A 21,635-nucleotide genomic window follows, 5' to 3' on the forward strand; every position below is an offset into this window, starting at 1 on the left:
ATCAAGACCACCATCAAGATCGGCTACGGCTACCGCAACCTCGACAACCTCATCAGCCTCGTCATGCTCAAATGCGGAGGACTCGACCTACAACTCCCCGGACGCCAATAACCAGCAGGCCGGACCAGTGATCCACACCCACACAAACACCCGAAGAGCCATGAATTTCGGCCACATATCACGTCCTATGGCCGGGGACGAACATCATTAGGGCACACACACGCCTAACCGGCGCTGTTTTTCTTTCGACGAATCAGAATCATCTAACAGCTTACGCGGATTGGAAACGCGAAGTGCGTCGCCGATTTTGATTGCCATACCCAAAGACATGTTTTCAATGGGTCTAGCACCGCACGCCTCACCGCGACTTCACCCGATACCCGACCGATATGATGACGCCAAAATCGTAGTAGCAGGAGGCGGGCCGGTCGGAATCTTCAAAATGTGCATGTGTTGCACATTGCCCTCCAGCTGCACCGCATCGTCATAAGACCGGTAAAGTTCGATGCGCCTGACGCTGGCGCTCATCGTCCAGTCCTCCAGATGCGCGATGATGGCGGCTTGCGCATTGCCGGCGGTTTGGCGTGGCGAAACCACGCACGAGTTGCTACAATGTCTTCTCGTTGTCTTTGGCCCCGTAGCTCAGCTGGATAGAGCAACTGACTTCTAATCTGTAGGTCGCCGGTTCGAGTCCGGCCGGGGTCACGACTCAGCCCTTGGAAACATTGGAATTCCAAGGGCCTTGCTTTTTCACCTCTAATCGTTCTGGGTACTACCAGGTACTATGGCGGAAGTCTTCGGGCGTCCAACGGCGGTTCCTACATCGTTACTATGCTGGTTACCATGGAATCGCGGGAATTGCAGCATGTGGAGCACGGGTTCGGGCCGGTGTGGGATACGGATTCGCGCGTGCTGGTGCTCGGGTCGATGCCCAGTCCGAAATCACGCGAGGCGGCGTTCTACTACATGCATCCGCGGAACCGGTTCTGGCCGGTGATGGCCGCGCTGTTCGACGAACCCGTGCCGGACGCGACCGCGGAGGCCCGGCGTGATTTCGCGCTGCGGCACCGGATCGCCCTATGGGACGTAATCGCCTCCTGCGACATCGAAGGCGCCAGCGACTCGTCGATCCGCAACGCCGTGCCGAACGACCTGGCGCCGATCATCCGCGCATCGCGCATCGGGCGCGTGTTCACCACCGGAGGCAAGGCCGCGCAACTGTACCGGAGGCTATGCGCGCCTGTTTTGGCGGACGCCGGATTCGACACGCCGATGACGCCGTTGCCGTCGACGAGCCCCGCCAACGCGCGCATGAGTCTGGCGCGGCTCGTGGAGGCGTACCGGCCGGTGGCCGAAGCGTGCGTCGCAGCCGGATGCCGAGAGTCATAGGCGGACAGCGCGAGAGGTTACCGGGACAGGCGTGACCGGGGCATCCTCCCCTCAGTCCGCCTACGGCGGACAGCTCCCCTCCAGAGGGGAGCCGGAATGAGATGTCCCGCCTACTGGCTCCCTTCCGGAGGAGAGCCGGAATGTGTGCCCCGCCTACTGGGTCCCCTCCGGAGGGGAGACGGTTGGCGACCTTCCTGTCGGATCACCCTACGGTGTTGCCGAAGATCTCGGCCTGCAGGTTCTTGCGGCTGGCCTCAAGCCGCGTGATGTCGCCGAGCAGACGGAACTTCTCCTCGCCCTCGGGCAGCTGGTTCATCCGTCGCTTGGCGCGCGCGATGCTGCGCATGTAGCCCATGTCGAGCAACCGCACCAGCAGTTCGGACGCATACTGCCGTTCGGCGTCGGTGGCTGGGCGCAGCGGCGCGGAGACCGCCGACGACGACTGCGCCATCTCGTCCGGCACCTGCTGGGGGTCCCTGTCCACGCTCGGCAACGGCAGCGGCATCACCGCCAGCTCGTTCACCACGCCCTCCAGCATCGGCCCCGCCGCCTTCGACAGATTATGCATCCACAATCCCTGCGGCGTATCGTTCGACGGCAGTCCGCCCGCCGCCTCCAGCGCCTGATACATCGAACGGAACACCGGCGTCATGAAACTATCGACCGTCAACTGCACGAACATCGACGGATTCACCGACCGCGGCACCTGGATGAGAATGCCCATGAACTGCTGTTCGCAGATGAACACCGCGTCATCGATCCGGTAATACCCCTGTTCCACGGCATCCCGCCGCTCCAACGCACGACGCCTCGTCGGATCCGCATACGGGTCGGCGTCACGCGTCCCCGCATACTCGCCCTCGCCGCCGTTGCCGTACCGACGCCGTTCCCGCTGCGCATACGCGTCCTCGTCGCGCACACGCAACTGCCGTCGCGCATTGCGCACCTCGCGAATCATCACATCCAGATCCACACCGATGCGACGGGCCGCCTTGCGCGCATACAGATCCACCAGCGAACGGTCGCGAATCTGCGCGATCACCGGCACCACGGCCTTCACCGCCCCCATCTGCCCGGTCGCATACTGCGTGTCGAACCGGCCGATCGCCGTGTCGATCACGAAATCATACAACGGCGACGCGTTGTCGACCAGCGTGCGCACCGCCGCATCCCCACGCTCGATGCGCAGGTCGCAGGGGTCGAGATTGTCGTCGGCCACCGCCACGAACGTCTGCGAGAGGAACGCCCCGTCAAGACCGAACGCATGCAACGCGGCCTTCTGCCCGGCCGCGTCCCCGTCGAACGTGAACACCACGCGCGACGTGCGGTTCCTCCCCGGGCCGATCAGCTGCAACCCGCCGAGCCTGTCGTCGGAGATCAGCCGGCGCACGATCTTCGCGTGCTCGCGGCCGAACGCCGTGCCGCACGTTGCCACCGCCGTATCCACGCCCGCAAGATGGCAGGCCATCACATCCGTATACCCCTCGACGATCACGACCTGACGTTTCTTCACGATGTTCGACTTGGCGATGTCGAGGCCATACAACACCTGGTTCTTGTGATACAACGACGTATCCGGCGTATTGATGTACTTCGCCTGGATCGTGTCGTCGTCGAACAGCTTGCGCGCGCCGAACCCGAGCGTGCGGCCGGTGGCGTCGCGGATCGGCCACGTCACACGGCCACGGAAATAATCGTAGACGCCGCGCTGACCCTGCCGGGCAAGACCGGCGTCCATCATCTCCTGCTGCGTGAACCCCTTCGACGCGAGATGACGGACGAGATTGTCCCAGCCCTGCGGCGCATACCCGCAGCCGAAGCGCTCGCAGTCGACCTGGGAGAAGTTGCGTCCGGCGAGCAGCTTGCGCGCGGCCAGCGCCTCACGGCTCATGATCTGCGAGACGAAGAAACGCTGCGCCTCGTCGTTGGCCTCCAGCAGCCGGGAGCGTTTCGACCCCTGACGCTGCTGCGGCCGGTCGGAATCGTAATGCAGTTCGATATGGTATTTGTCGGCGAGGATCTCGACGGCGTCGGCGAAGCCCACGTTCTCGGACTGTTCGACGTATTTGAACACGTCGCCGCCGAGCCCGCAGCCGAAGCAGTGCCAGGCGCCGAGCGCCGGACGCACGGAGAAGCTCGGCGTCTTCTCGTCGTGGAACGGACACAGACCCATGAACGTGCCGGAGCCGGACGCCTTCAGCGTGACGTCGGCGGAAACGATGTCGTACAGGTCGGCGGCCGCACGCACCTTCTCAATGTCTTCTTTTACGATCAAACCCGGCATATCGATTCAGTCTACTCGACGGTGGGGCCGGTGCCGGGAACCCGCCCCTCCGCACCGGCGCCGACTACAGCAGCGTGGCGGGGTCGAGCATGGCGAGGTCCCCGGCCGGCAGCACCTCGGCGGCGTGGAGGTACAGCCTCGGGATGCGGTTGCGCAGGCAGGTGAAGATCTCGTAGCTGATGGTGCCCGCCGTGCGCGCCCAGTCGTCGGCGGTCGGCTCGGCGAAGCGTTCGCCTCGGCCCGGGCCGAACAGCACCACGGTGTCGCCCTCATGCACGTCGAGCTCGTCGCAGGAGCCGTGCAGGTCGATCATGAACTGGTCCATGCACACGCGGCCGGAGACGCGGTACAGCTTCGGCCCCTCGCTGGTCATCACACGCACCGGGCCGCCATCCTTCTGCACGTGCTTGGCGCCCTGCATGTCGAAGCCGGAGGCCGAACGGTGGATGCCGTCCGCGTAGCCGATCGGCACGATGGCGGTGGAGGTGTCGTCCGGCGTCAGATACGTGCGGCCGTACGAGATGCCGTGCCCCGCCTCCACATGCTTGACGGTGCCGAGCTGCGCCTGCAGCGTCATGGCCGGCCTGAGCCGCCAGGTGGACGGCGTGCCCATGGCCGGGTCCGGCTCATAGCCGTACAGGCCGATGCCCGGACGGGTGAGCTCGAAATGGATCTCCGGACGGTTCAGCGTGGCCGCCGTGTTGGCCAGATGACGGATCTCCGGCGCGATGCCGGCCTTCTCCATACGCGCCGTGAACGCGTTGAAATGCTCGATCTGGCGGTCGGTGGACGCCACAAACTCGGGCACGTCGGGCGAGTCGGCCACGGCGAGATGGCTCCACTGCCCCACGATGTGGAACACGCCCTCGCGCGCATACGCCACGAACTTCCTCAGCGCCTCGTCGAAGGTCTCCTCGGTGAAGCCGTTGCGTCCGAAGCCGGAATCCACCTTCACGTGCACACGGGCGGTACGGCCCACGGCGCGGGCGGCCGCTGCGGCCGGGTCGATGCCGGCGAGCGAGCCGATGGAGATGTCGATGTCGTTGGCGATGAGTTCGCCGAACGGCACGTTCACGCCGTTGTACACCCATGTGAGAATGTGGCAGCGGTCGGGCCCGATGCCGGCCTTGCGCAGCAGCAGCGCCTCATGCGACTGTGCGGTGCCGAGCCACGTGGCGCCGCCCGCGAGCGCCGCCAGTGCGGCGGGGATCAGACCGTGCCCGTAGGCGTCGGCCTTGACCACGCCCATCACGGCGGTGCCGGAGCCGGGGCCGCCGCATACGGAGACGAGATGGCGCATGTTGTCGCGCAGGACCGCCAGGTCGACGATGCACTGCGCCGGATACTGCTCGCACGCGTTGCGATAGTTGGTTTCGCCGTCGGTTGAAGAGAAAGCCCACTGGGGCGCTGCACTCAAAGTCATGTGCCCTATTGTGCCGCCGCTATGCGACGGAATCGTGATGGGGCTCACTTTTTCGTCATTTCCGCATATTTCCTTGCGACGAGGTCGTTGTAGAAGTCGACGGCGGCCCTGGCTTCGCCGTCGAAGGCCACGTGGTGCTCGTCGAGCACGATCACGCGGTCGATGGCGTAGTCGGGGTTGGTCACGAGGTCGAGGTCGTGGGTGGCGAAGACGACCTGTTTGTCGTATCCGAACAGGGCGCGCGCCACGGTGCGGGTGGCGTTCTCGTCGAGTCCCTTGGTGGGTTCGTCGGCCACGATGGCGGCCGGGTTGATGGCGAGCGCGCCGACGATGGCGAGCAGGTGCCGTTTCTCGCTGTCGAGGCTGCCGGCCTTGCTGCGCGCGTACGGGGTCAGGCCGAAGTGCGCGAACAGGGCGCCGACGGTCTCGTGACGGGCGCCTTCGGGCAGGTTGCTTTTCTTCAACGGTTCGGCGACGGCTTCGGCGATGTTCTCGGCCATGTAGTACCGCTGGGGGATCTCCTCGCGGCGCACGATGCCGATGACGTCCTTGAGCGCCTTGGCGTCGGATTTGCGCGCGGGGTCGAATGCCGTGTCCTCCCCCGGGGCGGGTTCGCCGTCGTCGTCCAGGACGTGGCGGACCACGCTCACGGTGCCGTAAGTCGCCTTGAGCGTTCCGTCGATGAGCTGCAGCAGGGTGGATTTGCCGGCGCCGTTGAGTCCGATCACGGCCACGCGCTTCTCGGCGATGGTGAGGGTGACGGGGTCGAGTCCGGTCTTGCCGTCCTCGTAGGTCAGTCCGGCGTCGTCGAGGACGAACGACAGACGGCGTTTGCGCGTGTCAATGGTCTTCTTGCGGGCGAACAGATCCATCAGTCCCATGCTTGGCTCCCATCATCGTGAAACTCCCACCATTGTAGGGAGGGATGTGGAGGCAGGCGGGGCAGGAGTCCGAAAACCCGGGGAATCCGGCCGCGCATTCAGTGGATTCGATTGCGTGCGCAGTGGATTCGACCCATGTGTAATAACTAGTTCATATGGGGATAACCGCCGGTTACGCCATGATTACCAATGCATTATCGGCGCGTTCATATACCGTTGGCTTTGAAGGAATCGCACGATTGTCTTACCATACGGACGTTTTACGTTCAAATCGAACCGTTGGTAATAATTGCTCCCGTAAGATGTTGACGATCGCATGAGAGAGCCGTAAATCCCAAGAAGGAATCCATGAGCAGTAGCCTATTACGCAAAAAAGACGTGTCCACGATCGTGGCCGAAGCCACGCCGTTGAAGCGCACGATGAAGACGTTCGACCTGACGATGCTCGGCATCGGTGCAATCATCGGCACCGGCATCTTCGTGCTCACCGGCAAGGGCGCGCTGACCGCGGGACCGGCGCTGGCCGTGTCGTTCCTGCTCGCCGCCATCTGCTGCGGCTTCGCGGGACTGTGCTATGCCGAGTTCGCGTCGATGGCCCCGGTCTCCGGATCCGCCTACTCGTACGCGTATCTGGCGTTCGGCGAGCTCATCGCGTTCGTCATCGGCTGGAACCTCATCCTCGAATACGCATTGCAGGCGGCGACCGTGTCCGCCGGATGGGCCGGCTATTTCAACAAGCTGCTTGAGGGCTTCGGATTCCATCTGCCTGTGGAGCTCACGGCCGCGTATGGCACGACGCCCGGCGTGACCACGTATTTCAACCTGCCCGGATTCGTCGTCGTGCTGATCATCACGTGGGTGCTCTCCGTCGGCATCAACCAGACCAAGCGCGTCAACGACATCATGGTGATCATCAAGCTGGCCATCATCGTGCTGTTCATCGTGTGCACCATCCGCTACATCAATCCGGCGAACTGGAAGCCGTTCTCCCCGTACGGCGTCTACACGTTCCAGCCCGGCTCGACGCAGCCGTACGGCATCATCCCGGCCGCGTCCATCGTGTTCTTCAGCTTCATCGGCTTCGACGCCGTCTCGTCGTCGGCCGAGGAGACCGTGAACCCGAACAAGACGCTGCCGCGGGGCATCCTCATCTCGCTGGCCATCTCCACGGTCATCTACATCATCATGACGCTGGTGATGACCGGCGTGGTGCCGTACAAGGACTTCGCCGAGTTCATCGACGCGCCCGTTGCCGGCGTGATCCTCGAAACCGGCCTCAACTGGCTTGCGGTGATCGTGAACCTCGGCGCGCTCGTGGGCATGACCACCGTGATGCTCGTGCAGCTCTACGGCCAGTCGCGCATCTGCTACGCCATGGCACGCGACGGACTGTTCCCCAAGCTGTTCGGAGAGGTGCACAAGAAGTACCTCACCCCGTTCAAGGGCACGTGGTTCTTCGGCATCCTCACCGCCATCGCCGGCGGCTTCATCAACATCAACATCCTGTTCGAGCTGGTGAACATCGGTACGCTCTCCGCGTTCATGATCGTCTCGGCCGGCGTGCTGTGGATGCGCAAGACCCAGCCGGACGCGCATCGCGGATTCAAGGCGCCGGGCGTGCCGTTCACGCCGATCCTCTCCATCATCTTCTGCCTGGTGTTCATCGCCGGACTGAACTGGGAGACCTGGGTGCGGTTCGCCATCTGGCTGGCCATCGGCCTGGCCGTGTATTTCGGGTTCAGCCGCAGGCACTCGGTGCTCGGCAAGAAGAACGACGGCAATTAGGCCAACTTGGTAGAACCGGTCATCTACGGCCCGTTTTCCGGCCCCTCATGATCGGTTCTGCCAAGTAGCGAAGGACCACGCCACAGAAACGGGATTCTGCGGCGTGGTCCTTCGTCGTATTCGGGCCGATTTTGGTCGGAATCGGTCGAAATCAGCCAAAATCACGAAATCGGCCGGGGAACCTATCGCAGCGAGGACAGCGTCCTCATGTCGTCCTTGAGATGCTCGTAGACGGACTTGTAGACCTCGAAGTACCGGCTGTAGAGCCTGTGCCCCTCCACGGTGGGCTTCACCGGCTTGTCGAGCACCTGCCACCGCTGGGTCTCCTCGTAGGTGAGCAGCCCGGTGCCGATGCCGGCGAGCATCACGTCGCCCATGTTCGCCTCGACGTCCTCCTTCGGGCAGACGACGGGGTATCCGGTCACGTCGGCGAAGATCTGCCGCCACAGCTTCGACTTGGTCACGCCGCCGGCGAGCAGGATGTGGTCGCCGAGATCGCTCGCGGTGGCCTCCATGGCGTCGCGCAGCGAATACGCCACCGCCTCCAGGAACGCGCGGTACAGGTGCGCCTTGGTGTGCGTCAGCGACAATCCCACGATCGTGCCCTTGGCGTCGGAGTCCCAGATGGGGCTGCGCTCCCCCATGAAGTACGGCAGCACGATGAGTCCGTCGCTGCCGGCGGGCACCTTCTCGGCCTCCTCGTTGAGCTGGTCGTACACGCTGGCGCCGCCACGCCGCTGCTCCTCCTTCTCCCACTGGCAGAGGGTGTCGCGGAACCATTTGACGATGGCGCCGGCCGTGTTGCCTCCGGCGAAGTTGTAGGAGAGCCGCTTTGCGTCGTACAGGTACGGCCAGACGATCAGCCCCTTGCCCTTGACAGGCTTGTCGGAGATGAGCGCCGCGCACATCGACGTGCCGATGGCCGCCGCGTACACGCCCGGCTCGAACACGCCGAGGCCGATGTTCGCGGCGCCGCAGTCGATGCCGGATGCGATGACCGGCATGCCCGGTTCGAGTCCGAGTTCGGCGGCGATGTCGGGCTTGAGGCCGCCGACGATGTCGGTGGACTCCACGATGCGCTGGGGCATCATCGACGCCGGGATGCCCATGTCGTCCAGCAGCTCCTCGGACCAGGTGCGCGTGTTCATGTCGAAGATGCCGCCGATGTTGCCGGCGGACGAGTAGTCGATGGCCACTTCGCCGGTCATCCTGTAGATCACGTAGTCGTTGGGCGGCAGGAACAGCCTGGTCTTCGCCCAGTTCTCGGGCTCGTGGTTCTTCATCCACAGGATCTTCGTGTAGCCGTAGTAGGGGTCGGCGCCGTTCTGGGTGATGCGCAGCAGCTTCTCCTCGCCGATGTTGTCGAACACCCATCGGGTCTCCTCGTCGGCGCGGCGGTCCATCCAGATCATGCATGGGCGGATCGGCTCCATGTTCTCGTCGAGCGGGATGCCGGAGCCTCCGTAGAGGCCGGAGACGGCGATGCCCTTGATGTCGGAGGCGGGGACGCCGGCCTTGGCCACGGTGTTGCGGATGGAGTCGATGGCGCCGCGATACCAGACGTCAGGCCACTGTTCGGCCCAGAGGGGCTTCGGCGTGAGCACGTCGTATTCCTGGAGGTCCTGGGCGATGAGTTCGCCGTCGGTGTTCATGAGCACGGTCTTGGTGCCGGATGTGCCGATGTCGGTGCCGAGAAGATACTTCATTGTGTCCTCGTTTCAGATGCGAATGGATTTCGTGGGTTTCCGGGTGGTTTGCCGGTGTGTCGTGATGAAAATCGATTGATGCGCAGAAAAAGGCAAACCCGTCCTTCGGCCTGGCCTGATGCCCGGCCGAGGGACGGGTGGGGTCGTATGGATGGTGCGGCGGGGTGGTAGGGCCCGCCACACCACGCCATGTCATGTCATGCCTTGCCATGCCGCGTCCGCGGCGTCGTCCGCCGTCAGAAGGCGGTGAAGGCGCCGTCGACGACGAAGTCGGAGCCGGTGGTGAACGTGGAGGTGTCGCCGGCCAGGTACACGCAGATGGACTGGAGCTCCTCGGGCTTGCCGAGGCGTCCCATCGGGGCCATGGCGTTCCACTGGGCGATGAGCGGCTTGAGCGACTCGGAGCTGAGGGTCAGGTCGGTGCCGATGTAGCCCGGGGAGATGCAGTTGACTCGCACGCCGCGCTTGGCCCATTCGATGGCGAGGGACTTGGTCAGCTGGATGACGCCGGCCTTGGAGGCGTTGTAGGAGCACTGCGGCTGCGGCACGTTGACGATGTGCGCGCTCATCGACGCGGTGTTGATGATGGAGCCGTGGCCCTGCTTGAGCATGACCTTGCCGGCGGCCTGGGCGGTGAGGAAGATGCCGGTGAGGTTGATGTTGATGACCTTGGCCCACTGGGCGGGCGTCATCTCCTCGGCGGGGATGTTCATGCAGATGCCGGCGTTGTTGAACGCCACATCAAGGCCGCCGAACTCCTCGACGACCTTGGCGACCATGGCGTCGACCTGCTCGGGGACGGTCACATCGCAGGCGATGGCGAACGAGCGGCCGTCGTGCGCGGCGTCGAGCTCGGCTGCGGTCTTGGTGGCCTCGTCGATGTCGACGTCCACGATCGCCACGTTGGCGCCGGCCTCCATGAACGCGGTGGCCACGGACTTGCCGATGCCTCGCGCGCCGCCGGTGACGTAGATGTTCTTGCCGTCCAGTCGCATCTTCTCGATGATTCCCATGGTTACTCCTTTGTATTGTGGTTTCTTTTGTTTATCTGGTTGGTATCTGGTTGGTCTTGGATCGGAACGTCGTGTGTCGTCCCTCGGATGGTGGTCAGGCCTGCTTGGCGGGACGAATCCCGTCGAGGTCGCCGGCTATGGCTTCGGCTTCGTCGATGCGCACCTCCTCGATGAGTCGGCGGCCCTTGGCGTCGAATCCGGGCTGCTTCGGGCGGATGAAGAGCGTGAGCACGAAGGCGAACGCGTACAGGATGGCGTAGGCCCAGCACACACCGCCGAATCCACCGATCGGCATGATGATGGTGGCGATCAGCGGGCCGGCGAACGTGGTCAGTCCGGCGGCGAGGTTGTAGGCGGAGAGGGCCGCGCCCTGCTCGCCCGGCGCCAGCGTGGTCACGACGGCGGTGAGCGGCACGAACGCGCAGGTTCCGACGCCGACGAGGAAGAAGCCGAGCCACATCAGCGGGGCGTTGGCGCCGAAGAACTGCGGCACGTAGTAGACGAACAGGGTGCTGCCGGCGAGCAGCACGCAGCCGAACCAGCGCACCGGCATCATCCAGCCGAAGCGGTCGCCGAACCAGCCCCAGAACACGTTGGCGAACAGGGTGACGACGAATACGAAGCCCCAGAAGCGCATCCAAGTCTCGGTGGGGAACCATCCGCCGCCGCCGTTGTTGTGCGTCGAAAGGTACAGCGGCATGATGACGGGGAACCCGTAGAGCACCAGGTTGTTGATCACACGCACGATGGCGGCGAAGGCGACCTGCCGGTTCTTCACGAGGATGGTCGCGCCCTTGGTGAGCTCGCGGATCTGTTCGGCGCGGTCGAGGCCTTCGGCCGCACGGCCCTTGGTGTTGGGCACGAGCAGGATGCACATGATCGTGCCGATGATGGCGAACGGCATGGCGCACCAGAAGGTCTTGTACTCGCCTAGCACGGGGATGATGTAGCTGGGCAGGTAGGCGCCGAACACGCCGATGCCCATGGAGAACGACGTCCAGAACCATCCCATCGCGCTGGAGAGCTTGGCCGGATCGACCGTCTCGGCCATGAGCACTACGAACGAGTATATGAACAGCGGATATCCCACGCCTCGTATCGAGTAGACGAACAGGATGAACGGGTAGTTGCCGGAGGGCAACGCCGCCGCAAGGAAGATGATCTGGATGACGATCCACCATGTGGCGCCGATCAGCATGAGCCGCTTGGCACCGAACATCTCGGCGAGCACGCCGCTGGTCCATGCGGCCGCGGCCGCGAACAGGCCGTAGACGGTGATCAGCAGCGACGCCTGTGTGGCGGCGAAGCCGTGGTCGACCATGTATTTCGACAGGAACGTCAGCTCGAAGCCGTCTCCCGTCATGAACACCGCGATGGCGAGGAAGCCACCGATCAGTTTGCGCGTGGCGCTTGATAGTCTGCTCATCCTCGCTCCTTGCCGGGAGTCGAAGACGCCGTGTTCGATGCGAACGTCATCGTCCACCTCCTTGAGAAAACCGTGGCGTGCACCGCTGCATCGCCGTCGTTGTCGTTGTCGCGCGACCGGCCGCAAACCCTCATGGACCGTGCCGCGCGTTCCGCCCTGACACTTTAATTGACCACTTTTCTTTAAGTGGTTGGCTAAAGCATACGCACTATCGACACGCTTTGTCAACCCACTTTTATCAAAGTGGTCAATATAATGGAAAAACACTGGGAACACACACGTTTCGGCAAACCGAACATCATCGTCACGGCGTGTCGCGCATTACACTGAGGTACATCGCAAGGAGGTCCAACGGATGGAGATCGCAACGACCACGGCCATCAAGGAGCAGAAACGGCAGCTCGTGCTCGGCCACATCTACCACCACCGCCACACCTCCCGCCAGGAACTCGGCATGGCATTGCCCATCAGCCTGCCCACCATCACGCAGAACCTCAACGAACTCGAGGATTCCGGGCTCATCAGACGGTCGGGGTTCCTCGACTCCAAAGGCGGCCGGCGCGCGCAGATATACTCGTTCACGGCCGGCGCCCGCATCGCCATCGGCGTGGAGATCCTCGGCGGATCCGTCGCATTGCAGGCATACGACCTCTACGGCGAGCGCATCGACGGCAGGACCCATATGCTCGCCTACGACAACAGCGACGAATACTACGAGACCGTCGCCGGGCACGTGAACGAGTTCGCGAACTGTCTGGACGCCGACGGATCGCGCATCCTCGGCGTCGGCTTCGCCGTGCAGGGCATCGTATCCCCCGACGGCTCCCACCTGACGTTCGGCAAGATCCTCGGCAACACCGGCCTCACCCTCGACCGCCTCAGCGAACGCATCGACCACCCCTGCCGGCTCATCCACGACTCCCACGCCTCGGCCATCGCCGAACTGTGGATCAGCGCCGACATCAAAAACGCCACCTGCATCTACCTCGACGAGCATGTGGGCTGCGCGGTGATCTCCGGCGGACGCATCGACGAGGGCGAGAACCTGCGCAACGGCACCTGCGAGCACATGACCCTCGTCATCGGCGGACGGGAATGCTACTGCGGGCAGCGCGGATGCCTGGACGCCTACACGTCGCGCCGGTCGCTGCTGGAACGGTCGGGACGGGGCAGCCTCTCCGATTTCTTCACCCAGGCGCACAACGGCGACCCCGACTGCGTGCGGCTGCTCGACGAATATCTGACGTATCTGGCCTACGCAATCAAGAACATGAGGACGGTGCTCAGCAACGACATCATCATCGGCGGACGCATCGCCTATCTGCTCTCGGACAACGACTTCGCCACGCTGCGGGAGAAGACGGCGGCCATCGCGTCGTTCCCCGACGACCGGTTCGACATCATCCGGGGCGCATGCTCGCAGGGGCAGAACATCTTCGGCGCGGCGCTGTCGTACATCAAACCGTTCCTCGACCAGGAGATCGGCGCCTACAACCGGCGGTAGGCATCGAAGCGGTCATAATCATAGATACGAATCCCCATATCGGGATTCGTTCCCATACATCGAGGACACCGGCCGAGCATCAACGACCCGACCGGGGATCGGCCATGACGGACGACGCCGCGAAATCATGAATTCGGCGACTTCGTCCGTCAGACGATCATCGGCCGCGAACGAAGAACCGCATGATTGCAACGTTTCTGAACAATCCCCTCGTGTTTGGCGAAGGATGACGCCGTGAAATCACACAATATGACCCGTCGTCCATCGAAAATGATGGACGACGGGTCATGCCACGCCAGATCGGCATGTCGTCCGTCCGACCGAAGCCGGATGGACGACGCCCCAACGCCCCTAGTGCGTGGCGATCTCGTCGACCTTGGTGACGTGGCCGCCGAACTGGGCGCGCATGGCGGTGACGACGCGCAGCACGTCGTCGGCGCCGCCGCGCGAAGCCTGACGCGCATAGAGCGCGGCACCGGTCGCAGGCGTCGGCACGCCGAGTTCGAGCGCGGCCTCGACCATCCACTTGGCCTCGCCGGACTCGTTGGCGACCGCCGGCACGTCACGCAGTTCGGGATCGTCCTTCGTGGCGTTCTCGAACAGGTCGAGCAGCCAGGAGGCGACGACCGACCCCTCGCGCCACGAGACCATGGTTTTGGCGGCGTCGTCGATGTATTCGCTGCGCATCATGGTGGCGAAGCCCTCGCCGAACGCCTGCATCATGCCGTATTCGATGCCGTTGTGCACCATCTTGGCGAAATGGCCGCCGCCGACCGGCCCGGCAAGCACCAGACCGTACTCCCCCTCCGGCTTGAGGGTCTCCAGCAGGGGCCGCACATGGTCGAACGTCTCCCGTTCGCCACCGAGCATGAGCGCGTATCCGCGTTCGGCACCCCACACGCCGCCGGAGACGCCGCAGTCGAGGAACCGGATGCCCTTCTCGGCCAGCGAGGCGGCATGGGCGCGGTCCTCGGTGTATTTGGAGTTGCCGCCGTCGATGACGATGTCGCCGGGGTCGAGCAGTGACTTCAGCCCGTCGATGGTGGATTCGGTGGGCACGCCCGCCGGCACCATGACCCAGACCACGCGGGGCGCGTCCAGCGCGGCGACCAGCGCGGCGAGGCTGTCGACGTCGCGGCCGGACTCCGGGTTCATGTCGAAGCCGACGACCTCATGGCCGCCGTCGCGAAGCCGCCTGACCATGTTGCCGCCCATGCGGCCGAGTCCGATCATTCCGATCTGCATGATTGTGCTCTTTTCTCTGTGCCGTTGTTTTCTATGCCGTTGTTTTCTATGCCGTTGGTTTCTGTGCCGTTGGTTTCTATGACGTCGGTTCCTATGCCGCCGGTTTTATGGCATGGCTCCCCGCGATGGCGCGAAGAGCCCAGGGGCTCAGGCCGCGAGCGCGCGCTCCTCCTTGGCCGCATGCTCCTCGACCGCGGCAAGCGCACGGGCGACCATCTCGTCCATACTGCCCTCGATGGACACCGTGATGCCGGGCTCGTCGTCCTCAAGCGGTTCGAGGTCGGCGAACTGGCTGGGAAGCAGCGACGGCGGCATGTAGTGGCCCTTGCGCTTGGACATGCGCTCGCCGATGACCTCCTCGCTGCCGACCATGTGCACGAAGAACACGGGGATGTCCTTGCGCAGCACGTCGCGATAGGCGCGTTTGAGGGCCGAGCAGGAGACCACGGTGGACTCCCCTTCGGCGGAGCGGTCGCGCATCCACTGGTTGATGGTACGCAGCCACGGCCAGCGGTCCTCGTCGGTGAGCGGGATGCCGGCGCGCATCTTGTCGACGCTGGCCTTGGGATGGAATTCGTCGCCCTCGGCGTAGACGAAGCCCATGCGGTCCCGGACGGCCTCGGCGATGGTGGTCTTGCCGCAGCCGGCCACGCCCATTACCACTACATGCGTTGTCATCGTTCGCTCCTTTGCTCGGTGACCGCATTGCGGCCACGATTACGACTGCAAGTTGATGGGATGATTATAATCACGTTTAGTAATCTTTGTCAATTTAAAAAGAGTACTTTTAAAAAATTTCGTGTTTCCGATCGGAGGATTACGTATTCTTTTCGTTGATTGATAATCTTTTTCTTATGACCGATACGCCGAAACCCACCGACACCACGCTGATGCACCTGCCCATCGCGGATCGGCTGGCCACCGACATCATCGACGGGCCGTGGGCCGTGGGATCCAACATGACGCTTGAGGACATCCAGAACCGGTTCGGCGTCTCCCGGACGGTGGCGCGCGAGGCGGCGCGATACCTTGAGGCCACCGGCGCGGTGACGATACGGCGGCGCGTGGGACTGGTGGCGCAGGACCCCGCGACCTGGGCCGCGATGAACCCGCAGGTGATCCATTGGAAGCTGCATTCGAACCAGCGCAAGCAGGAGCTGCTGTCGCTCACCGAGCTGCGTCTCGCCGTGGAGCCGGCTGCCGCGGCATGCGCCACGCATCGGGCGTCGCTGGAGACCCGCGCGAAGATGCCGGTGCTGGCGATGGAGATGCGGCGGCACGGCGAGGCCGGTGACCTCGACCCGTTCCACGAGCTCGACATCGAGTTCCATTCGACGCTGCTGCGCAACAGCGGCAACGAGCTGTTCGCCTCGCTGGCGCCCATCGTGGAGACCATCCTGCGCGGCCGCGTGGAGATCAACATGTATCCCAGCAAGCCTTCACCGAGCGCCCTCGACGCCCATGACGAGGTCGCCGACGCCGTGTGGAAGGGCGACGCCGAACGCGCACGCCGTGCCATGCATGACATCGTCGACGAGGTCAGCACGGTGATCGCGGCTCGATAATCACAGCTCGATAATCACAGCTCGATAATCACAGCTCGATAATCACAGCGGACGCCTCTCCCCCGGCGGCATTCCCGCCGCGCGCGAGCTTCCTTCGCCACGTGGCATTCCCCCGCGTGGCACCCCCACATGACGTTCCTCCCCACGTGGCGACGCGATTACCCGCCAATCCCCTCAAACGCCACAAATCCGTGATCCACGGCGCATGCGCGTTTGCCATCGCAAACGTTCCATACGCATCGTGGACCACGGATCGCATCATCGGTATGGCGATCATCGGCCTCGCGTTTCTGCCGAAAAATCGTTCAGGACGCGAGCCGGCGGAGGACTACTTCACCAGATAGCCGCCGTCGACGGGGATGACGGTGCCATTGACGTAGTCGCTGGCGGAGGAGGCGAGGAACAGGACCGGCCCCTTGAGGTCCTCGGGCAGGCCCCAGCGGTTGGCCGGGATGCGCACCGTGCACTCGTCCTTGCGCTCCTGGGTCATGTTGGCGCACATCTCGGTGTCCATGTATCCCGGAGCGATGGCGTTCACGCAGATGCCGTAGCGGGCGCAGTCCACGGCGAGGCTCTTGGTGAGCTGGCTGACGGCGCCCTTCGAGGCGGTGTAGGCCGGGACGGTGGTGCCGCCGAACCACGTGACCATGGAACCGATGTTGATGATCTTGCCGCCGGTCGGCTGGTCCTTCATGATGGCGACGGCCTTCTGGCACATGAACCACACATGGTTGAGGTTGATGTCGATGACGAGCTTCCACTCGTCCTCCGGGAACTCCCACGGCTGGTGGCGGCGCTGGATGCCGGCGGCCGGGATGAGCACGTCGAGACGGCCGTCGAGGATCTCCATGGCCTCGTCGAACATGCGGTCGATGTCGGCCTTCTTGGAAAGGTCGCCGACGACGGCGTGGGCGTCGTAGCCCTGGGCACGGTACTCCTCGACGACCTTCTCCAGCTTCTCCTTCTGCACGTCCATGACCACGACCTTGGCGCCGTTCTCCAGCAGTCCTTCAGCCATGCCGCGGGAAAGTCCCTGGGCGCCGCCCGTCACGATGCAGTTCTTGCCGGCGACGTTGAACTTGTCCTGATAATCGAAAGCCATCATTGGCTCCTTTCATATTGTTGTTTGTTGTTGGTTTGGTTGTGGTTCTTACGTTGATATACGGGTATATATGGGATTCGATGACGTCGATGGTCACGGGGTGACGAGCGCGCCGTCGCGGCGGCGGGTCTGCGTCCACGTGGTCACCGTGTTCTCGCACGGATACTTGGCGGCCTCGGCCTCGTCGAGGTCGACGCCGAGACCGGGTCGGTCGTTGGCGTACACGTAGCCGTCGCGGTACTCCGGCAGGCCGGGGAACACGTCGAGCAGCGCGCCATGCGGCCCCTTGAGCTCCTGGATCACGAAGTTCGGCGGTTCGATGCCGGACCATTCCTGCACGCCGAAGTTCTGCGCGGCCAGGTCGATGTGGATGTTGGCCGCGTGGGCCAGCGGCGACATGTCGCCGGGACCGTGCCATGCGGTGCGCACGCCGAACTGCTCGGCGAAGATCTGGAGCTTGCGCGCTGGGGTGATGCCGCCGATCTGGCTGATGTGCACGCGGATGAAGTCGATGAGATGCTCGGCGATCAGCGTCTTCCATTCGGCCGGGTTGTTGAACAGCTCGCCCTGGGCGATCGGGATGCTGGTCTGCTGGCGCAGGCGGCGCAGCCAGTCGGTCTGCTCGATCGAGACCGGGTCCTCAAGGAAGAACAGCTCGTATGGCTCCAACGCCTTGGCGAGCTGCACGGCCTCCACGGGGGCGATGCGCTCATGCACGTCGTGCACGAGGTTCATCTCGTAGCCAATCTTCTCGCGGATGCCGGCGAACAGTTCGACCGTGTCGTGGATGTACTTCCTGGAATCGAGGTAGACGCCGGGATGTGCGCCCTCCGGGGCGGTGGCCGGCGTGTTGCCGTAGTCCTCGCCGCCGTAGCCGCCGCACTGGCAGCGGATCGTGGTGATGCCCATCTCCTGGAACTGCCGGATGTTGTCGCAGAGCTCCTCAAGGTCTCGCCCGTCGGCGTGGCGGTAGACGGGGATGCCCTCGCGCACCTTGCCGCCGAACAGCTGGTAGACCGGCATTCCGGCCATCTTGCCCTTGAGGTCCCACAGGGCCATGTCCACGCCGGAGATGGCGTTGTTGGAGATCGGCCCGTTGCGCCAGTAGGCGTTCTGATGCATGAGCTGCCAGAGTTCCTCGATGTTCTCCGCGTCGCGGCCGCGCAGCAGCGGGTCGAGGTACTCCTCCACCACGGTCTTCACCGCGAGATGGCGGTATGCGTAAGTGGCGCAGCCGAGGCCGTAGAGACCGGGCTGGTTGGTCTCCACGCGGACGACGACGAGGTTGATGCCCTCGGGCGCCGTGCAGATGACCCGCACCTTTTCGATGGTGACTGTCATGGGATTCTCCTTGGAATCGTTGGAATAGTTGGGAATGGTCGGTATGCACCGGGCCGGCGGCCGAACCGTCGGCGTCCGGTGCATCGGGATTGGATCATGTCGTGGCCGTTACATTGCGTCTTCGCGGACGGTCAGGTCGCGGCCTGCGACCTCGGTCATCACGATGCTGGCACCGAACGTGACCGCGGTGTAGAAGAACATGAGCACCGCGAGGGCGACCCACGAGTTGAACACGGCGACCAGGGCGGCGGCGACCAGCGGGCCGAAGCCGGCGGTGATGAGGTTCGGGATCTCCTTCGACAGGGCCAGCTGCTCGTAGCGGTGGGCGGAGCCGAAGCATTCCGCCATCGTCAGGTTCTCCAGCGAGGCGAGGGCCAGCACGGAGAGGTTGTGCAGCACGATGTAGCCGATGAAGAACATGAGCGTCGGATTGGAGAAGTGGGCCACCATGCCGGTGGAGGTCTGCTCCATCACCGTGTCGGTGCCACGGTTGTTCAGCATCATCAGGAAGCACGGCACGATGAGGAAGAAGTCGATGACCGTGACCACGGTGTACATGCGCTTGCGGCCGAAGAGGTCGCCCAGCCAGCCGATGATCGGGACGGTGAGGAAGCCGACGAGCGAGGAGTACACCACGATGTTCGACGCCACGGACTTGGAGACGAGCAGGTTGGCGGTCAGGAAGGTGATGAGGTAGGTCTGCACCATGCCGGAGTTGCCGGACTGGCCGAAGCGCAGGGCGCAGGCCACGAGGAACGCCTTCCACGAACGCTTGGTCTTGGCGAGCTTGGCGATGGCCTCCTTGCGGGCCTGGGCGGCGGCCTCCTTCTTGGCCTTCTCGGCCTCTCGGTCCAGCGGCTTGTCGTACTCCTCGATGATCTCGTCCACGGAGGCCTCGAACACCGGGGTCTCCTTGAGGTGGATTCGGATGAACACGGCCACGCCCATCACGATGACGGAGCCGAGGAACGGGATGCGCCAGCCCCAGGCGATCACGGCGTCGTTGCCGAGCCACGCCAGCAGGACGGCCCACACCGCGCCCGCGAACAGGGTGCCGGAGTTGGTGCCCAGCGCGGTGAGCGAGGCGATGATGCCGCGCTGCTTGGTCGGCGCGTATTCGGCCAGCAGCACGGACGAGCCGGCGATCTCGGCGCCCGCGCCGAAGCCCTGCACCAGTCGCAGGATCACCAGCAGGGCCGGGGCGAGCAGACCCACCTGGTCATACGTGGGCAGCGCACCGATCAGCGTGGTGGCGACACCCATGATGGCGATGGTGATGAACAGCACGTGGGTACGGCCGATACGGTCGCCGAAGACGGCCGAAGTACCATGCGCCGATCGGGCGGGCGATATAACCCACGCCGTACACGGCCATGGCCGACATGATCGCCACGGCCTGAGAGCCATGACCGAAGAAGATGTCCTTGAACACAAGGGCAGCCGCCAGCGAGTAGAGCTGGAAATCCATGAATTCGAGCGCGGTGCCGAGCCAGCCGGACACGGCCGCCTTGACCAGATCGCCCATCGTACGCTTCGCGAGCGAGGGATCGCCGCCCTTGGTCGGCGTGGAGACAGCAGAAGACATAATAATCTTCACCTTTCAACAGATTCAGTATTCGATGAGAGTGGAAACCATTCGCGGCATTATTCGTATGATGCCGTAAACCATATGAATGAAATAGTGGGAGATCGCCGGCTTCTCCACGTCGAGGAGCCGGAGTATTACCTAATTATTCGGAACATATGAAACCCGATGATGCAGACGGGATTCGATTCTAGAACTCTACGAGCACCTTGGAGGAACGCGAGGAGTCACGGGCCACGGCGAACGCATCGGCGACCTTGTCGACGGGGAACACCTGGGTGATGACCTCCTTCAGGGCCGGGGTGCCGGCGAGGATCCGCAGCGCCTGATTGATCTCGTCGTAGAAGCGGAAGCTGCCGATGTAGGTGATCTCCTTGCCGTTGATGGCGGAGAGGTTGAGCGGCACGTCACGGTCGAGCAGCATACCGACCTGCACGATGGTGGCGCCGGGGGCGGCCGCCTTGAACGAGGCGCTGATGGCAGGGGCCGCGCCCGCGCATTCGAACACCAGATCGTAGGTGTTGGCGGGAAGCGACTCGTTGGCGACGTTGAACACGCCCTGGGCTCCGACCTTCTTCGCCACTTCCAGCGGGGCGTCGAGCACATCGGACACATCCACGCGAGCCGCGCCAAGGGAGACGAGCGCGCCTGCGGCGAGCAGGCCGATTGGACCGGCGCCGGAGACGAGCACCTTCTTGCCTCGCACATCGCCTGCGAGGCGGATGGCGTGCAGCCCGACGCTGAGCGGCTCAGCAAGCGCGCCCATATCAAGGGAAAGGCCTTCGGGAAGCACACGCAGCTGGTCGGGGCGGACGAGCATCTTCTCGGTCATGCCGCCGTGGGTGTGCGGGAAGTACTGGGCGGAACCGAAGTAGGAGCCGTTCGGCCAGATCTCCGGCTTGTCCTCGATGCCGGGCAGCTTGTCGCCGAAAGTGGCGGGGTGGATGGCGACCGGGGTTCCCGCCGGCACGGTCTTGCCGTCGATGACGGTGTCCTCATCGAGCACGGCGCTGATCTCATGACCGGGGGTCAGCGGTTCGCGTATGACCGACAGTCCACAGGAACCGTCGGCAAGATAATGCAGGTCTGAGCCGCAGATGCCGATGAACTTCGGACGAACGACGACGTGGGCCTCGTCGGCAACGGGTTCGGGGACCTCCCTGATCTCCAGCCGGCCTTTGCCGGGAATCTTGACTACCTTCACAGCATCCTCCTTGATTGCATGTGTTGCGCTGTTAGATGTAACGATACACTAATCATTTATAATCAGAGTATTTCCCTTGTAAATAAAGGGATTGTTCGGCGTGTTGCAGCAATTTATCGTTTCACCAAAATACGTACGGAGGATATCCGTCCGCCAGCAGCCGCCCATGTCGAACACCTACT

17 protein-coding genes, 1 tRNA gene and 1 pseudogene are annotated in these 21,635 nt (G+C 63.7%); 5 read left to right on the forward strand and 14 right to left on the reverse strand.

All coding sequences use genetic code 11. The features are described 5' to 3' along the window. Positions 1-369: 369 nt before the first annotated feature. Positions 370-597 (reverse strand): hypothetical protein, encoded by a 228-nt coding sequence (locus tag DF200_RS06945; protein ID WP_109137559.1) that lies wholly within the window; start codon positions 595-597, stop codon positions 370-372. Between the two features lie 34 nt (positions 598-631). On the opposite strand from DF200_RS06945, the gene DF200_RS06950 reads away from it, so the two are divergent. After that, positions 632-705: transfer RNA gene (locus DF200_RS06950), tRNA-Arg, on the forward strand. Positions 706-843: 138 nt separating this feature from the next. Further along, the gene (locus DF200_RS06955) at positions 844-1,389 is read left to right on the forward strand and encodes a DNA-deoxyinosine glycosylase (RefSeq protein WP_109137560.1); all 546 of its coding nucleotides are present in this window, start codon (positions 844-846) and stop codon (positions 1,387-1,389) included. Positions 1,390-1,591: 202 nt separating this feature from the next. Here the strand turns inward: DF200_RS06955 and dnaG are convergent, their stop codons facing one another. The 3 genes from dnaG to DF200_RS06970 form a co-directional block, all read right to left on the reverse strand. Further along, positions 1,592-3,673, reverse strand: coding sequence for a DNA primase (gene dnaG, locus DF200_RS06960; RefSeq protein WP_109137561.1), 2,082 nt, complete (start codon positions 3,671-3,673; stop codon positions 1,592-1,594). Positions 3,674-3,737: 64 nt separating this feature from the next. Continuing rightward, a complete protein-coding gene (gene alr, locus DF200_RS06965) occupies positions 3,738-5,096 on the reverse strand; it encodes an alanine racemase (RefSeq protein ID WP_109137592.1) in 1,359 nt (452 codons plus the stop codon). A 44-nt stretch (positions 5,097-5,140) separates the two neighbouring features. After that, positions 5,141-5,977 carry an ATP-binding cassette domain-containing protein gene (locus DF200_RS06970; protein ID WP_109137562.1) on the reverse strand — a complete coding sequence of 279 codons (837 nt, stop codon included), beginning with the start codon at positions 5,975-5,977 and terminating at the stop codon, positions 5,141-5,143. A 348-nt stretch (positions 5,978-6,325) separates the two neighbouring features. Here DF200_RS06970 and DF200_RS06975 point away from each other — a divergent pair, with 348 nt between their 5' ends. Then, a complete protein-coding gene (locus DF200_RS06975) occupies positions 6,326-7,762 on the forward strand; it encodes an APC family permease (protein WP_109137563.1) in 1,437 nt (478 codons plus the stop codon). A gap of 182 nt (positions 7,763-7,944) precedes the next feature. Here the strand turns inward: DF200_RS06975 and DF200_RS06980 are convergent, their stop codons facing one another. The 3 genes from DF200_RS06980 to DF200_RS06990 form a co-directional block, all read right to left on the reverse strand. Further along, complete coding sequence (locus DF200_RS06980) at positions 7,945-9,468, reverse strand: FGGY-family carbohydrate kinase (RefSeq protein ID WP_109137564.1); 1,524 nt, start codon at positions 9,466-9,468, stop codon at positions 7,945-7,947. A 236-nt stretch (positions 9,469-9,704) separates the two neighbouring features. Continuing rightward, positions 9,705-10,481 carry an SDR family oxidoreductase gene (locus DF200_RS06985; RefSeq protein ID WP_109137565.1) on the reverse strand — a complete coding sequence of 259 codons (777 nt, stop codon included), beginning with the start codon at positions 10,479-10,481 and terminating at the stop codon, positions 9,705-9,707. Between the two features lie 94 nt (positions 10,482-10,575). Then, the gene (locus tag DF200_RS06990; protein WP_109137566.1) at positions 10,576-11,907 is read right to left on the reverse strand and encodes an MFS transporter; all 1,332 of its coding nucleotides are present in this window, start codon (positions 11,905-11,907) and stop codon (positions 10,576-10,578) included. Between the two features lie 355 nt (positions 11,908-12,262). Between DF200_RS06990 and DF200_RS06995 the strand changes: the two genes are divergently transcribed. After that, a complete protein-coding gene (locus DF200_RS06995; protein ID WP_109137567.1) occupies positions 12,263-13,411 on the forward strand; it encodes an ROK family transcriptional regulator in 1,149 nt (382 codons plus the stop codon). Positions 13,412-13,762: 351 nt separating this feature from the next. On the opposite strand, the pseudogene gnd reads toward DF200_RS06995, so the two are convergent. Together gnd and DF200_RS07005 are read right to left on the reverse strand one after the other, a co-directional pair. After that, positions 13,763-14,728: pseudogene (gnd, locus tag DF200_RS07000) on the reverse strand (phosphogluconate dehydrogenase (NAD(+)-dependent, decarboxylating)); the annotation flags it as partial. A 75-nt stretch (positions 14,729-14,803) separates the two neighbouring features. Continuing rightward, on the reverse strand, positions 14,804-15,334 hold the full coding sequence (locus DF200_RS07005) for a gluconokinase (protein ID WP_109137569.1): 531 nt from the start codon (positions 15,332-15,334) through the stop codon (positions 14,804-14,806). Between the two features lie 176 nt (positions 15,335-15,510). Here DF200_RS07005 and DF200_RS07010 point away from each other — a divergent pair, with 176 nt between their 5' ends. Further along, entirely contained in the window at positions 15,511-16,221 is a 711-nt protein-coding gene (locus DF200_RS07010; RefSeq protein ID WP_109137570.1) for a FadR/GntR family transcriptional regulator, read from the forward strand. A gap of 328 nt (positions 16,222-16,549) precedes the next feature. Here the strand turns inward: DF200_RS07010 and DF200_RS07020 are convergent, their stop codons facing one another. The 5 genes from DF200_RS07020 to DF200_RS07035 form a co-directional block, all read right to left on the reverse strand. Next, positions 16,550-17,326: an SDR family NAD(P)-dependent oxidoreductase gene (locus tag DF200_RS07020; RefSeq protein WP_206603424.1), complete on the reverse strand. Its 777-nt coding sequence runs from the start codon at positions 17,324-17,326 to the stop codon at positions 16,550-16,552. Positions 17,327-17,416: 90 nt separating this feature from the next. Next, positions 17,417-18,664 (reverse strand): enolase C-terminal domain-like protein, encoded by a 1,248-nt coding sequence (locus DF200_RS07025; RefSeq protein ID WP_109137573.1) that lies wholly within the window; start codon positions 18,662-18,664, stop codon positions 17,417-17,419. A 108-nt stretch (positions 18,665-18,772) separates the two neighbouring features. After that, on the reverse strand, positions 18,773-19,927 hold the full coding sequence (locus tag DF200_RS07030; RefSeq protein ID WP_241520179.1) for an MFS transporter: 1,155 nt from the start codon (positions 19,925-19,927) through the stop codon (positions 18,773-18,775). Next, positions 19,884-20,249 carry a hypothetical protein gene (locus DF200_RS11155; protein ID WP_241520180.1) on the reverse strand — a complete coding sequence of 122 codons (366 nt, stop codon included), beginning with the start codon at positions 20,247-20,249 and terminating at the stop codon, positions 19,884-19,886. The genes DF200_RS07030 and DF200_RS11155 overlap by 44 nt, the downstream gene beginning before the upstream one ends. 190 nt (positions 20,250-20,439) lie before the next feature. Continuing rightward, positions 20,440-21,453, reverse strand: coding sequence for a zinc-binding dehydrogenase (locus DF200_RS07035; protein WP_109137574.1), 1,014 nt, complete (start codon positions 21,451-21,453; stop codon positions 20,440-20,442). Between the last annotated feature and the right edge of the window lie 182 nt (positions 21,454-21,635).

Source organism: Bifidobacterium catulorum (assembly GCF_003129925.1).
GTDB lineage: Bacteria > Actinomycetota > Actinomycetes > Actinomycetales > Bifidobacteriaceae > Galliscardovia > Galliscardovia catulorum.

Coding starts and splice junctions, on each gene's coding strand:
- DF200_RS06955 (WP_109137560.1), top strand. CDS start 844: ATGGAATCGCGGGAATTGCAGCATGTGGAGCACGGGTTCGGGCCGGTG.
- dnaG (WP_109137561.1), bottom strand. CDS start 3,673: ATGCCGGGTTTGATCGTAAAAGAAGACATTGAGAAGGTGCGTGCGGCC.
- alr (WP_109137592.1), bottom strand. CDS start 5,096: ATGACTTTGAGTGCAGCGCCCCAGTGGGCTTTCTCTTCAACCGACGGC.
- DF200_RS06970 (WP_109137562.1), bottom strand. CDS start 5,977: ATGGGACTGATGGATCTGTTCGCCCGCAAGAAGACCATTGACACGCGC.
- DF200_RS06975 (WP_109137563.1), top strand. CDS start 6,326: ATGAGCAGTAGCCTATTACGCAAAAAAGACGTGTCCACGATCGTGGCC.
- DF200_RS06980 (WP_109137564.1), bottom strand. CDS start 9,468: ATGAAGTATCTTCTCGGCACCGACATCGGCACATCCGGCACCAAGACC.
- DF200_RS06985 (WP_109137565.1), bottom strand. CDS start 10,481: ATGGGAATCATCGAGAAGATGCGACTGGACGGCAAGAACATCTACGTC.
- DF200_RS06990 (WP_109137566.1), bottom strand. CDS start 11,907: ATGAGCAGACTATCAAGCGCCACGCGCAAACTGATCGGTGGCTTCCTC.
- DF200_RS06995 (WP_109137567.1), top strand. CDS start 12,263: ATGGAGATCGCAACGACCACGGCCATCAAGGAGCAGAAACGGCAGCTC.
- DF200_RS07005 (WP_109137569.1), bottom strand. CDS start 15,334: ATGACAACGCATGTAGTGGTAATGGGCGTGGCCGGCTGCGGCAAGACC.
- DF200_RS07010 (WP_109137570.1), top strand. CDS start 15,511: ATGACCGATACGCCGAAACCCACCGACACCACGCTGATGCACCTGCCC.
- DF200_RS07020 (WP_206603424.1), bottom strand. CDS start 17,326: ATGATGGCTTTCGATTATCAGGACAAGTTCAACGTCGCCGGCAAGAAC.
- DF200_RS07025 (WP_109137573.1), bottom strand. CDS start 18,664: ATGACAGTCACCATCGAAAAGGTGCGGGTCATCTGCACGGCGCCCGAG.
- DF200_RS07030 (WP_241520179.1), bottom strand. CDS start 19,927: ATGGGTGTCGCCACCACGCTGATCGGTGCGCTGCCCACGTATGACCAG.
- DF200_RS11155 (WP_241520180.1), bottom strand. CDS start 20,249: ATGTCTTCTGCTGTCTCCACGCCGACCAAGGGCGGCGATCCCTCGCTC.